Here is a 12,765-nt window from a genome sequence, read left to right on the forward strand (position 1 = left end):
GGGCCGCTTGCGCCCACCCGTCGCCCGGCCACCGCCCCTCATCGAGGCCCTGCGGGCCGCTTGCACTCTAGGGGGCAGAGTGCTAATCATTGGCGTTAGCACTCTGACGTTGAGAGTGACAGATGGACCGGGTCGGTGAGGCCCGATCGGCTGTCGGGAAGGAACCGGTGGCCGACCGGCCGTCCGTCGCGGGCGCCAGCGCGGTCCGACGCCAAACCCCCGTCCGGGAGGACCACTTCACATGGCCAAGATCATCGCGTTCGACGAGGAGGCACGGCGCGGCCTTGAGCGCGGTATGAACCAGCTCGCCGACGCCGTAAAGGTGACCCTCGGCCCCAAGGGCCGCAACGTCGTCCTTGAGAAGAAGTGGGGCGCGCCCACGATCACCAACGATGGTGTGTCCATCGCCAAGGAGATCGAGCTCGAGGACCCGTACGAGAAGATCGGCGCCGAGCTGGTCAAGGAGGTCGCCAAGAAGACGGACGACGTCGCCGGTGACGGTACGACGACCGCGACCGTCCTCGCCCAGGCGCTGGTCCGCGAGGGTCTGCGCAACGTCGCCGCCGGTGCCAACCCGATGGCTCTCAAGCGCGGCATCGAGAAGGCCGTCGAGGCCGTCTCCGGTGCGCTGCTCGACCAGGCCAAGGAGGTGGAGACCAAGGAGCAGATCGCCTCCACCGCCTCCATCTCGGCCGCCGACACCCAGATCGGTGAGCTGATCGCCGAGGCCATGGACAAGGTCGGCAAGGAAGGCGTCATCACCGTCGAGGAGTCGCAGACCTTCGGCCTGGAGCTTGAGCTCACCGAGGGCATGCGCTTCGACAAGGGCTACATCTCGGCGTACTTCGCCACCGACATGGAGCGTATGGAGGCCTCCCTCGAGGACCCGTACATCCTGATCGTCAACTCCAAGATCTCCTCGGTCAAGGACCTGCTCCCGCTGCTGGAGAAGGTCATGCAGTCGGGCAAGCCGCTGCTGATCATCGCCGAGGACGTCGAGGGCGAGGCCCTGTCCACCCTGGTGGTCAACAAGATCCGTGGCACCTTCAAGTCCGTCGCCGTCAAGGCCCCGGGCTTCGGTGACCGCCGCAAGGCCATGCTCGGCGACATCGCCATCCTCACCGGTGGCACCGTCATCTCCGAGGAGGTCGGCCTCAAGCTGGAGAACGCCGGTCTCGACCTGCTCGGCCGCGCCCGCAAGGTCGTCATCACCAAGGACGAGACCACCATCGTCGACGGTGCCGGTGACAGCGACCAGGTCCAGGGCCGCGTCAACCAGATCCGCGCCGAGATCGAGCAGTCGGACTCCGACTACGACCGCGAGAAGCTCCAGGAGCGCCTCGCCAAGCTGGCCGGCGGCGTGGCCGTGATCAAGGCCGGTGCCGCCACCGAGGTGGAGCTCAAGGAGCGCAAGCACCGCATCGAGGACGCGGTGCGCAACGCCAAGGCCGCCGTCGAGGAGGGCATCGTCGCCGGTGGTGGCGTGGCCCTGCTGCAGGCCTCCTCGGTCTTCGAGAAGCTGGAGCTGGACGGCGACGAGGCCACCGGTGCCAACGCCGTCAAGCTTGCGCTGGAGGCCCCGCTGAAGCAGATCGCCGTCAACGGTGGTCTCGAGGGCGGCGTCGTCGTGGAGAAGGTGCGCAACCTGGCCGTCGGCCACGGCCTGAACGCCGCGACCGGTGAGTACGTGGACATGATCGCCGAGGGCATCATCGACCCGGCCAAGGTCACCCGCTCCGCGCTGCAGAACGCCGCCTCCATCGCGGCGCTGTTCCTCACCACCGAGGCCGTCATCGCCGACAAGCCGGAGAAGGCCGCCGCTGGCGCCGACGCCGCCGCTGCCGGCATGGGCGGTGGCATGGACTTCTGATCCGCCGAGGATCAGACTCCGTCCAACCCGAGGGCGGTACCCCACGCGGGGTACCGCCCTCGGGCGTTTGCGATTGTCTCCCCGCTTAGTTGAGCGCCGCGCGCAGCGCGGCCCGCAGCCGTCCGCCGTGCCGGGTCAGCAGGCGCTCGGCCGTGGCGGCGTCCACCTCGCCCAGGATGGTGAGGATGGCGTTCTTCACCTCGCCGTCGGTCGCCGCCAGCGCCGCCTCGATCTCCTGGTCGGCCGCGCCGGTGGCCAGTGCGACGATGCGCCGGGCGCGAGCGCGCAGCTTCTCGTTGGAGGAGCGCACGTCGACCATCAGGTTCCCGTAGGTCTTGCCGAGCCGGATCATCGTGATGGTCGAGATCATGTTGAGCACCAGCTTCTGTGCGGTGCCCGCCTTCAACCGGGTGGAACCGGTGAGCAGTTCGGGGCCGACCACCACCTCGATGCCGTGCTCGGCCGCGGCGGCCAGTGCGGAGTCCGCGTTGCAGGACAACCCGATGGTCAACGCGCCCCGCGCTCGGGCGTGTCCGACCGCCCCGACGGCGTACGGGGTGCGGCCGGAGGCCGAGATCCCGACGACGGTGTCGGCGGCGCCGACACCCAGCGCGTCCAGGTCCTCGGCGGCGAGTTCCGCGCTGTCCTCCGCGCCCTCGACGGCGCTCAGCATCGCGTCGGGACCGCCCGCGATCAGGCCGACGACCTGGCCCGGCCGGGTGTTGAAGGTGGGCGGGCACTCGCTGGCGTCGAGCACGCCGAGCCGTCCCGCGGTGCCCGCACCCGCGTAGACCAGGCGTCCGCCGCGGGCCATCCGCTCGGCGGTGGCGTCGATGGCGGCGGCGATGTACGGCAGTCGGTCGGCGACGGCGGCCGCGACGGTGGCGTCCTGGCCGTTCATGATCCGGGCGATGTCGAGGGTCGGCAGTTGGTCGATGTCCGAGAGTTCCGGCTGGAACGCCTCGGTGGTGAGGGTCGCCAACTCACGGCGCAGCTCGCCGTAGGGGGTGTCGCGGGACATGGCGGCTGGCTTCCTAACGTGCGGTGGGCGCTTCGGGGCTGTGGCGGTGGGCGAGCGCCTCGTACGAGGCGGACAGGGCGGGCGCCGCCCGCTCGTAGGTGCGCTGCGCCACGCCGACGAACAGGCAGTCGACGACCAGCAGTTGGCTGGTGCGGCTGGACATGGCGGCCGGTCGCAGCTCGCTCTCCCGGCGCACCGCGGTGGTGAGGACGAGATCGGCGTACCTGGCCACCGCGCCGTCCGGCCGCCCGGTGATGGCGACCGTGGTGGCGCCCCGGTCGAAGGCGGCGCGCAGCGGTTCTATGACGTCGACGGTGTTGCCGGAGTGGGTGATGGCCAACGCCACGTCGCCCTGGCGCAGTTGGACGGCGTTGGTCACCGCCAGGTGCGGATCGCTGTGGGCGTGTGCGATGAGCCCGATGCGTAGCAGCTTCTGCACCAGGTCCTGACCGACCAGGGCGGACGCCCCGATGCCGTAGACGTCGATGCGGCGGGCGGCGGTCAACGCCCCCACCACGGCTTCCAGTTGGGAGACGTCGAGTCCGGCGGCGGTGTCGGCCAGGGTCTGCCGCTCGTCGTGGGCGAGCTTGGCGACCACGTCGGCCAGTGGGTCGTCCACCGCGATGTCCGCGGTGACCGAGGCCGGTGCGCCCGACTGCTGCTGGGCGGCGAACGCGGCGAGCGCCAGCCGCAGGTCACGGTAGCCGGGGTAGCCCAGGACCCGGGCGGTGCGCACGACGGTGGCCTCGCTGGTGCCGGTGCGCTGGGCCAGTGCGGTGACGGTGAGCTGGGCGCAGGCGGCCGGGTCGGCGGCGACCGCTTCGGCGACGCGCTGCATGGAGCGGGGCATGGTGGGGGAGAGGGTTCTGACCCTGGCGGCCAGGGCGGGGCCGGTGTCGCACTGGCGGAAAGTTTCCTTCGCGTTCTGCGTCACGCTTTGAAAGATATTTTCATCGCACGGGTTGGTCAATCATCCGATGCCGGGTCACTCCGGCGGGAGGGGGACAATCGGCGTATGGAACTCGAACCCGCGCTGCATGCGGCCCGCGCGTTGGTACTGGCCGATCTGGCGGCCTGCGACATCGACGACGCGGCGGTCGTGTCGCTGGTCGAGGACGCGGTGGCGAACCGCCGGTGGTGGGTGGAGCAGTGGCCGGACGGCGTGGAGTACGTCACCGGGCTGATCGCCCAGGACGTACAGGACGCCCTCCTCGACCGCTACGGGCGCTGGCCCCTGTGCCCCGCCTGCGAGGAGCCGCACGCCCTGGACGTCGAGCCGGAGCTAGGCCCCGATCCGCACTGGGTGTGCGGGAAGGACGGCGTTGTCATCGCGGCCGTCGGCCGGCTGCCGGTCCGTTCCGGCTGAGGTTCGCGATCCTGCCCGCGCACCCGCCCCTCACCGGAAACGGACCTGTGCGTACGTCAACACGAACGCCACCGCGGCGAGCGCCACGCTGACCCAGGCCACGCCCGTGTATCCCGCGCCCGCGTCGATGGCCGCTCCGCCCAGCCAAGGTCCCGCCGTGTTGCCGATGTTGAACGCGGCCGTGGTGGTCGCCCCGGCCAGCGTCGGCGCGGCGTTGGCGACGTTGAACATCCGCGCGTTGAGCGCGGGTGCGGCGGTGAACGCCGTCACGCCCAGCAGCAGCGACAGCGTCACCGCGGCCGCCGGTTGCCGCGCGGTCAGCGCGAGCGCCGCGAGTACCAGTGTCGTCGCGGCGATACCGCCCTTCAACGTGCCGAACAGCCGGGCGTCCGCTATCCGTCCGCCGAGCGCCGTGCCGATCAGCGCCCCGATGCCGAACAGCGCGAGGACCGTCGGCACCCAGCCCTCGTCCAGTCCCGCGGTCTCGGTGAGCAGCGGAGCGAGATAGCTGAAGGTGCAGAAGACGGCGGCCTGTACGAAGGCGGTGGTGGCGAGCGCCAGCCAGACGCTGCGGTCGCGGTAGATCCGCAGTTCGGTGCGGAGCCGCGGCGCGGTCCGCGGCCGCGGTACCCGGGGTACCAGCACGGCGACCCCGGCCATGCCGAGCACCGTCAGCCCGGCGACGGCCCAGAACGCGGCCCGCCAACCGGCGTGCTGGCCGAGGAACGTACCGGCCGGGACGCCCGCGATGTTGGCGATGCTCAGGCCGCCCACCATGACGGCCATCGCGCGGGCCCGCGCCTCGTACGGCACCATCGCCACCGCCACCGCCGCACCGACCGCCCAGAACCCGGCGCAGGCCAGTGCGCTGACGACGCGTGAGGCGAACAGCACGCCGTACGAGGGCGCGAGCGCGCCCGCCACCTGGCCGAGGCCGAACGCGCAGAGCAGCGCCAGCAGGGTGGTGCGGCGCGGCAGCCGCAGCGTTGACGCGGCCAGCAGCGGCGCGCCGACCACCATGCCGATGGCGAAGGCGGAGATCAGCAGTCCGGCCCGTGGGATGGAGACGCCGAGATCGGCGGCGAGCGGTGGCAGCAGTCCGGAGAGCATGAACTCGGAAGTTCCCAGGGCGAACACGGACAGCCCGAGGACGTAGACCGCCACCGGCATGCGGACTCTGGTGTGGTCCACTGAGGTGTTCGGGAGCTGGTCGGTGGCTGTGGCGGTCGTGTGGTTGCCCTGGTCGTTCGACATGTTTCGTACAAGTGTCCAGAAGTGTTGGGCATTCCCGGGGTCAGGCGCTGATCAATTGCAGTTCTGTCTCCAGGTTGTGGCGGGCGGTGCGCTCCCAGTGCCGCTCTCCGTACGGGGTGTGGAACAGCCTTGGCAGGGCGAGGAGTTGGCGCAGCGCGTCGGCCCGTCCGGCACGGAAGACCTCGTCCGGGACGAACCCGTACTCCTCGCGCACCGCCGCCGCGTAGGCGGCGTACTCGCGTGGCGCGCCGGCGAGCACCGCGAGGTCCGCGTCGCACAGCACCTCGCCGTCGCGGTCGCCGTCGGCCGGATCATGGCCGACGGTCAGCCGTACCAGGCGGGCGACCTCGGCGACCAGCGGATGCGGCAGCCCCGCTTCGGTGAGCGCGCGTTGCGCGAGGTCGGCGCTGCGCTCCTCGTTCTCGGAACGGTCGGGCCGGTAGACGGCGTCGTGGAACCACACGGCGAGCAGTACGGCGTCCGGATCGGAGGCGTACGAGGCGAGCGCCTCGGCGTGGTCGAGGGTCGCGATCAGGTGGTCGGTGGTGTGGTAGCGGCGCTGCGGCTCGGCCCAGCGGCCGAGCAGGTTCTCGCCGTACGGGACCGGGTCCGCGGTGCACCCGGCGTGCCGCAGCAGTGCCGTCCAGCGGGTGAGCAGAGTGTCGTACGAGGGGTGGCGGGGCGTCGGGGGCGTGGCCATGGTGCCCATTCTCGCCATTGTGGAGGGTCGTCTGGCAGTGCGAACGGCCGTGTGGCAGGCTGTGCTACATGTCTAGACCAATCTTCGAAGTGATCGCTCTGGGCGCCGACGACGCGGTCGCCGCACAGGCCGGTGGGGCGGATCGCCTCGAACTTGTCACGGACATGGCCGCCGACGGCCTCACGCCGAGCCTGGAGACCTTCGCGGCGGTGCGGGCCGCGGTCGGCATCCCGGTGCGGGTGATGCTGCGGATGACGGACGGCTTCGGCGCGGGCGGTCCGCGCGACGTGGACGCGCTGTGCGCACGGGCGCGGGCGCTGCGGGCCGAGGGCGCCGATGAGTTCGTGCTGGGCTTCCTCGACCGGGACGGCGGCCCCGACATGGCGGCGGTACGGGCGCTGGTCGACGCCATCGAGGGTTCCCGTTGGACCTTCCACCGGGCCATCGACCGCGCGGCCGACCGCGACGCGCTGCGCAAGGCGCTCGCCGGGCTGCCCGGCCTGGACACCTATCTCACCGCGGGCTCCGCGCTCGGTGTGCCGGACGGCCTGCCGGTCCTGCGGGAGGAGGCGGCCAGGACCCGGGCCGCCGAGCCCGGCTACGAGCCCCGCCTGCTGGTGGGCGGCGGCCTGCGGGCAGCCCACCTGCCGTACCTGCGCGCCGCGGGTGTGGACGCCTTCCACGTCGGGGCCGCCGTCCGCCCCGGCGGTTGGTCGACCACGGTCGCACCGGAGGCGGTCCGCGAGTGGCGCGAAACCCTCGACACTCCGGTGCCGGTCCCCTGAGCGGGCAGGCGCAAAAGGCGGGCGGGTGGAAGCCCACGGCGGCGCCGCGCGCACCCGTCCAGCCGCACCGCCCCGCGCCGAGCGCCGCGGGCAGCCGCCCTGCGGGCGCGGCAGGCCGCAGCCACCCGCCCGGAACCTATGCGGCCAGTTGCTCCGGCAACGGGGCCGCATGCACAACGATCAACCCGGAAACCGCCCGGGTGAGGGCCACGTACAAGCGCCGCAGCCCGGTGCGCGCGTCCGGCTCGCCGTCGACGACGGCGGACGGCTCGTCCAGCACCACGTAGTCGTACTCAAGGCCCTTCGCCAGCGAAGCCGGTACCAGCGTGAGCCGGGCCTCCTCGGTGGTCTCCTCACCGGGCGAGAGGTACCGCACCCCCGCCGCGTCCAGCGCCGCGGCCAGCACCGGTACCCGGGCGTCGGCGGCGATCAGCCCGACAGATCCCTCCCGCTCCAGCGACTCCCGGCCCGCCGAGAGCACCGCCGCGGTCAGCTCCTCCGCCGCCACCCGCCGTACCCGCAGGTCGCCCGGCGACTCCCGGACGGAGGTGGCCGGGGCCAGGTCCGGCGCGATGGCGGGCAGCAGCCGGGAGGCGTACGCGATCACCTCGCGGGGCACCCGGAACCCCCGGGTCAGCTCCTCGACGGTGGCCTCCGGCTTGCCGAGATGGGTCAGCGCCTCCCGCCAACTCGCCGTCGCCCAGGGCGTGGTGCCCTGCGCGATGTCACCGAGCACGGTCGCGGAACCGGTGGTGCAGCGGCGGCCCACCGCGCGGTACTGCATGGGCGACAGGTCCTGCGCCTCGTCCAGCACGACATGGCCGAGCGAGGGCGTGCGCCGCACCAGGTCCATCGCCTCGTCCACCAGCACCGCGTCCGCCGCCGACCACGGCGCCGACTTCACCCCGCGGCCGGGTCTGGGCCAAAGGATCTCCTTCTGCTCGTCCTCGCCCAGCAGCCCGTCCGCGCACCGGGCCAGGAACTCCGGTTCGGACAGCAGCCGCAGCACGGTCCTGGCCGCGTCGACCGGTGGCCACATCGCCTTGGCCGCCGCCCTGACCGGCTGGGAGCGCGCCACCGCGTCCTGCACCCGGTCGTCCGGGGCCTCACCGGCCGCCTCCATCCGGGTCAGCACCGCGTGCGCGATGCGCTGCGGCAGCGCGTCGGCCGCCGCGCCGTAGCGGATGTCCCGGTCCCTCAACTCATCGAGGATCTCCTCCAGTTCATGGGCCGGGACGCGCCAGCGGCGGGAGCCGCGGACCACGACCACCGGTTCGGTCGGCGTGCTGATCCCGTCGCGCACCGCCCGGCGCAGCACCTCCGCCATCCGCACGTCGCCCTTGAGCCGGGCGGCCCGCGCGGTGTCGGCGGACCGCACCTCGACATGGGCCACCAGGTCGTCCACGGTGGCCTGTTTGACGTGCAACTCGCCCAGCGCCGGCAGGACCTGCTCGATGTAGTGCAGGAAGGAGCGGTTGGGGCCGACCACCAGCGTGCCGGTGCGGGCCAGCCGCTCCCGGTGCGCGTAGAGCAGGTACGCCACCCGGTGCAGGCCGACCGCGGTCTTCCCGGTGCCGGGCGCTCCCTGGACGCACACCGTGCCGCCGATCCCCGCCCGGACGATCTCGTCCTGCTCGGGCTGGATGGTGGCGACGATGTCCCGCATCGGGCCGACGCGCGGCCGCTCGATCTCGGCCTGGAGCAGCTTGCTGCCGGTGTCGGCCTCCGCGGGGTCGCTGAGGTGCTCGTCCTCGTAGGCCGTCAACCGGCCCCCGGTGTAACCGAATCGACGCCGCATCCCGATGTCCATCGGGTCCTTGCGCGAGGCCCGGTAGAACGGCTGGGAGACGGGGGCGCGCCAGTCGATGACCATCGGGTCGCCGTCCGCGTCGTGCACATGGCGGCGGCCGATGTAGAACCGCTCCCCTTCCGCGCCCTCCGCCCGGTCGGCGCCGGGGGCGTGCAGATAGTCGAGGCGGCCGAAGAACAGCGGGGTGTGCGCGAGGTCGGCGAGCGCCTCGATGCGCCGCGCGATCTGCTGCTGAAGCACCTCGGCGTTGACCCAGTTGGCGCTCACATCGCGGATGTCGAGTGACTCGGCGTCAGCGCGCATGGCACGGAGCGCGGCTCGGGACGCGGTGAGATGGGCGCGCTCACGGTCGAGCGGTTCTGTTGTGTCGATGGACACGGTGCTGTGCCTCCGGCGGTACGCAGGGCAGACGTCCGTGGGTGGACGTGACGTGTGGTGCGTGGCTGCCGACCGGTTGCCGTCCGGTCGGCGCGCTCCGGCGCGCGGACGGCGCGGAGGGGGCAAGACGCGCGATGTTACGCCGTCGGCCCTGGTGACGCGAATGGATTTCCGTCGGGTGTACATCCCTGGGCCCACCCCCTAGGGGCCGGTGTAGCCCTCGGGACTGACGGCCTGGGCCGATGGGCTGCAGGACGGGGACCGCTCGATCATCCTGCGGACCGATGTACGACAAGGGGGTGAAAACCTACCGTTGAGCTATGGCTACCACGACGTTCACCCCGATCCGGGGCAGCACCGCGATGGGGGCGGCGGACGCCCCCGAATCAGCTCGGCGCACTCATCCGCGCCACATCCTCGGCAGCACGATGCGCGCGATCGGCGTGTTCGCCGACACCGCCTTCCGCGTCGTCATCCTGGGCGGCGACGGCACCAGGCAGCCCGACCACGCCCCCCACGAACCGCAGCGTTCCGGTGACAAGCAGGAATAACCCCCGGTAAGCGGCATGTGCCGCTGAGCGTATGCCAACCACCGCCGGGTAGGGTCGCCGCCGGGGCGGACGGCGATCGAAGGGTGTGGCTTGGTGAGTACGACAACGGCTGCGCGCGGCGCGAACCGTACGCGGTGGGACGCGCAGCCGCTACGGGTGGCGCTGGCCGCCACTCCCCGGCGCCCGCTGATGCTCGCCACCGCGCTGCTCGCCGTCTCCCTCACCGCCTACGCCGGACTGTGCCTGGCGATGCGCTTCGAGATGGCCGACGCCATCGTCTACCGGGCCGAGGGCATGGCCGTCGCCACCGGCCACGGCCTGTACGACCTGCGGGTCACCGAGTGGAACCTGCCCGCCACCTATCCGCCCTTCGCCGCGATCCTGTTCGTGCCGACGTCATGGCTACCGCTCGATGTGCTGCGGCTCGGCGTCACCGAGGTCAACGTCGCACTGCTGGCACTACTGGCCCACCTGTCCTGCAGGTTCGTGGGCTGGCCGCGCCGGGTGGAGCTGCGGCCGGTCGCGATCATCGTGGCGGTCGCGCTCGGGGTGTGGATCGAGCCGGTCTTCCAGACCTTCGTCTTCGGCCAGATCAACATCGCGCTGGCCTGCCTGGTCCTGTGGGACCTCTCGCGTCCGGACGGCGCCCGCGGCAAGGGGCTGGCGATCGGCGTCGCGGCCGGGATCAAGCTCACCCCGGCGCTGTTCGCCGTCTACCTGCTGCTGACCGGTCGGGTGCGGGCGGCGGCCATGTCGGCGGTGTCGTTCGCCGGGACGGTGCTGATCGGCTGGCTGGTGCTGCCGGGCGCCACCGTTGACTTCTGGACCCGGCGGATGTTCGAGACCGAGCGGGTCGGCAAGGTCTGGATCGTCGACAACCAGTCCCTACAGGGACTGATCGCCCGTCTGCTGCACACCCCGGACCCGGGCATGTGGTGGACCGTACCGGCGGCGCTCACCGCCGTCGCGGGGCTGCTGGTCGCGGTGCGCGCGGCGCGGCGCGGGCTGGAGACCTGGGGCGTGCTGTGCGCGGCGGTCACCGCGCTGCTGATCTCGCCGATCAGCTGGTCGCACCACTGGGTGTGGTGCGTACCGCTGATCGCCCTGCTGGCCGCCGAGGCGCACCGGGTGCGCTGGCGGTGGGTGGCGTTCGCGGCGGTGGTCGTCGGCTTCACGGCGCGCACGATGTGGATCGTGCACGCCCCGGGCGGCTATGTGCTGCACCTGCCGTGGTGGGCCCAACCCCTCGCGTCCCCCTACCCGTTGATGGGCCTGGTGTTCCTGGCGGTGACGGCGGTACGGGCCCGGCGCACCGTGGCCTAGACCTCGTCGCCGGTGAGGATGTCGTCGGCGTCGGCGATGCGGTAGGCGTAGCCCTGTTCCGCCAGGAAGCGCTGGCGGTGCGCGGCGAAATCCTGGTCGATGGTGTCGCGGGCGACCACCGAGTAGAAGTGCGCCTTGTGCCCGTCGGCCTTCGGGCGCAGCACCCGGCCGAGCCGCTGCGCCTCCTCCTGCCGCGAACCGAAGGTGCCGGACACCTGGATGGCGACCGTCGCCTCCGGCAGGTCGATGGAGAAGTTCGCCACCTTGGAGACCACCAGCACGCTGATCTCGCCCGCCCGGAACGCGTCGAACAGCTTCTCGCGCTGCGCGTTGGTCGTCTCGCCCTTGATCACCGGCGCGTCCAGGTGCTCGCCCAACTCGTCGAGCTGGTCGATGTACTGCCCGATGACCAGCGTCTGCTGGCCCTTGTGCCTGGCCACCAGCGCCTCGATCACATGCCGCTTGGTGGCGGTCGTCGCGCAGTACCGGTACTTCTCGTCGGCCTCCGCCGTGGCGTACGCCAGCCGTTCGGAGTCGGTCAGGTTCACCCGGACCTCGACGCAGTCGGCGGGCGCGATGTAGCCCTGCGCCTCGATCTCCTTCCACGGCGCGTCGAACCGCTTCGGCCCGATCAGCGAGAACACGTCCGACTCCCGGCCGTCCTCCCGTACCAGGGTCGCGGTCAGCCCCAGTCGGCGGCGGGCCTGGAGGTCGGCGGTGAACTTGAAGACCGGCGCGGGCAGCAGGTGCACCTCGTCGTAGACGATCAGGCCCCAGTCGCGGGAGTCGAACAGCTCAAGGTGCGGATAGACGCCCTTCCGCTTGGTCGTCAGCACCTGGTAGGTGGCGATGGTGACCGGCCGGATCTCCTTGCGGGTCCCGCTGTACTCGCCGATCTCGTCCTCGGTCAGCGAGGTGCGGCGCACCAGTTCGTGCTTCCACTGCCGCGCGGAGACCGTGTTGGTCACCAGGATCAGCGTGGTCGCCTTGGCCTCGGCCATCGCGCCCGCGCCCACCAGTGTCTTGCCCGCGCCGCACGGCAGCACGACAACGCCGGAGCCGCCGTGCCAGAAGCCCTGCACGGCCTGCTGCTGGTACGGGCGCAGCGCCCAGCCGTCCTCCCGCAGCTCGATGGGGTGCGCCTCGCCGTCCACGTACCCGGCGAGGTCCTCGGCGGGCCAGCCGAGCTTCAGCAGCACCTGCTTGATCTGCCCGCGCTCCGACGGGTGCACCACCACGGTGTCCTCGTCGAGCCGGGCGCCGACCAGCGGATGGACCTTCTTGGACCGCAGCACCTCGTGCAGCACCGGCCGGTCGCTGGTCTCCAGCACCAGCCCGTGCGTGGGGTGCTTGACCAGCCGCAGCCGCCCGTACCGCGCCATGGTCTCGGCGACGTCGATCAGCAGCGCGTGCGGTACCGGGTACCGCGAGTACTTCACCAGCGCGTCCACGACCTGTTCGGCGTCATGCCCGGCGGCCCGTGCGTTCCACAGCCCGAGCGGCGTGACCCGGTAGGTGTGGATGTGCTCCGGCGCCCGCTCCAACTCGGCGAACGGCGCGATGGCCCGACGACACTCGTCCGCGCTCGGGTGATCCACCTCCAGCAGCAGCGTCTTGTCGCTCTGGACGATGAGAGGTCCGTTCAACGCCCTGGCCCTTCGCTCGTGGTACGGGGACAAGCCTCCAGTGTCGCGCATCCCGCGGGGA

The 12,765-nt window shown here is 71.8% G+C and carries 11 protein-coding genes; 5 read left to right on the forward strand and 6 right to left on the reverse strand.

Translation table 11 applies throughout. The annotated features are described in order from the left end of the window. Window positions 1-241: 241 nt before the first annotated feature. Complete coding sequence (groL, locus tag O5O46_RS13240) at window positions 242-1,870, forward strand: chaperonin GroEL (protein WP_269855584.1); 1,629 nt, start codon at window positions 242-244, stop codon at window positions 1,868-1,870. An 85-nt stretch (window positions 1,871-1,955) separates the two neighbouring features. Here groL and murQ read toward each other — a convergent pair whose 3' ends face one another. Continuing rightward, entirely contained in the window at window positions 1,956-2,891 is a 936-nt protein-coding gene (murQ, locus tag O5O46_RS13245; protein WP_269855585.1) for an N-acetylmuramic acid 6-phosphate etherase, read from the reverse strand. Between the two features lie 13 nt (window positions 2,892-2,904). Then, on the reverse strand, window positions 2,905-3,825 hold the full coding sequence (locus O5O46_RS13250; protein ID WP_269855586.1) for a MurR/RpiR family transcriptional regulator: 921 nt from the start codon (window positions 3,823-3,825) through the stop codon (window positions 2,905-2,907). 81 nt (window positions 3,826-3,906) lie between these two features. Between O5O46_RS13250 and O5O46_RS13255 the strand changes: the two genes are divergently transcribed. After that, a complete protein-coding gene (locus O5O46_RS13255; RefSeq protein WP_269855587.1) occupies window positions 3,907-4,257 on the forward strand; it encodes a hypothetical protein in 351 nt (116 codons plus the stop codon). Window positions 4,258-4,287: 30 nt separating this feature from the next. On the opposite strand, the gene O5O46_RS13260 is transcribed toward O5O46_RS13255, so the two are convergent. Then, a complete protein-coding gene (locus O5O46_RS13260; RefSeq protein WP_269855822.1) occupies window positions 4,288-5,427 on the reverse strand; it encodes a Cmx/CmrA family chloramphenicol efflux MFS transporter in 1,140 nt (379 codons plus the stop codon). Window positions 5,428-5,551: 124 nt separating this feature from the next. Beyond that, a complete protein-coding gene (locus O5O46_RS13265; protein WP_269855588.1) occupies window positions 5,552-6,220 on the reverse strand; it encodes an HD domain-containing protein in 669 nt (222 codons plus the stop codon). Window positions 6,221-6,279: 59 nt separating this feature from the next. On the opposite strand from O5O46_RS13265, the gene O5O46_RS13270 reads away from it, so the two are divergent. Beyond that, entirely contained in the window at window positions 6,280-6,996 is a 717-nt protein-coding gene (locus O5O46_RS13270; protein ID WP_269855589.1) for a copper homeostasis protein CutC, read from the forward strand. Between the two features lie 136 nt (window positions 6,997-7,132). On the opposite strand, the gene O5O46_RS13275 is transcribed toward O5O46_RS13270, so the two are convergent. Further along, window positions 7,133-9,184 (reverse strand): HelD family protein, encoded by a 2,052-nt coding sequence (locus O5O46_RS13275; RefSeq protein WP_269855590.1) that lies wholly within the window; start codon window positions 9,182-9,184, stop codon window positions 7,133-7,135. 320 nt (window positions 9,185-9,504) lie between these two features. On the opposite strand from O5O46_RS13275, the gene O5O46_RS13280 reads away from it, so the two are divergent. Together O5O46_RS13280 and O5O46_RS13285 are read left to right on the forward strand one after the other, a co-directional pair. Continuing rightward, a complete protein-coding gene (locus O5O46_RS13280; RefSeq protein WP_269855591.1) occupies window positions 9,505-9,735 on the forward strand; it encodes a hypothetical protein in 231 nt (76 codons plus the stop codon). 93 nt (window positions 9,736-9,828) lie between these two features. Further along, on the forward strand, window positions 9,829-11,058 hold the full coding sequence (locus O5O46_RS13285; RefSeq protein WP_443072503.1) for a glycosyltransferase 87 family protein: 1,230 nt from the start codon (window positions 9,829-9,831) through the stop codon (window positions 11,056-11,058). Here the strand turns inward: O5O46_RS13285 and O5O46_RS13290 are convergent. Next, a complete protein-coding gene (locus O5O46_RS13290) occupies window positions 11,055-12,704 on the reverse strand; it encodes a DNA repair helicase XPB (protein WP_269855592.1) in 1,650 nt (549 codons plus the stop codon). The two genes, O5O46_RS13285 and O5O46_RS13290, sit on opposite strands and share 4 nt — an antisense overlap. Window positions 12,705-12,765: the final 61 nt, after the last annotated feature.

The sequence above is a fragment of the Streptomyces sp. RPT161 genome (assembly GCF_027533845.1).
In the GTDB taxonomy this organism is placed as follows: domain Bacteria; phylum Actinomycetota; class Actinomycetes; order Streptomycetales; family Streptomycetaceae; genus Streptantibioticus_A; species Streptantibioticus_A silvisoli_A.

Excerpts from the sequence above, each read along its gene's own strand:
- groL (WP_269855584.1), top strand. The coding sequence starts at position 242 with ATGGCCAAGATCATCGCGTTCGACGAGGAGGCACGGCGCGGCCTTGAG.
- murQ (WP_269855585.1), bottom strand. The coding sequence starts at position 2,891 with ATGTCCCGCGACACCCCCTACGGCGAGCTGCGCCGTGAGTTGGCGACC.
- O5O46_RS13255 (WP_269855587.1), top strand. The coding sequence starts at position 3,907 with ATGGAACTCGAACCCGCGCTGCATGCGGCCCGCGCGTTGGTACTGGCC.
- O5O46_RS13260 (WP_269855822.1), bottom strand. The coding sequence starts at position 5,427 with ATGCCGGTGGCGGTCTACGTCCTCGGGCTGTCCGTGTTCGCCCTGGGA.
- O5O46_RS13265 (WP_269855588.1), bottom strand. The coding sequence starts at position 6,220 with ATGGGCACCATGGCCACGCCCCCGACGCCCCGCCACCCCTCGTACGAC.
- O5O46_RS13270 (WP_269855589.1), top strand. The coding sequence starts at position 6,280 with ATGTCTAGACCAATCTTCGAAGTGATCGCTCTGGGCGCCGACGACGCG.
- O5O46_RS13280 (WP_269855591.1), top strand. The coding sequence starts at position 9,505 with ATGGCTACCACGACGTTCACCCCGATCCGGGGCAGCACCGCGATGGGG.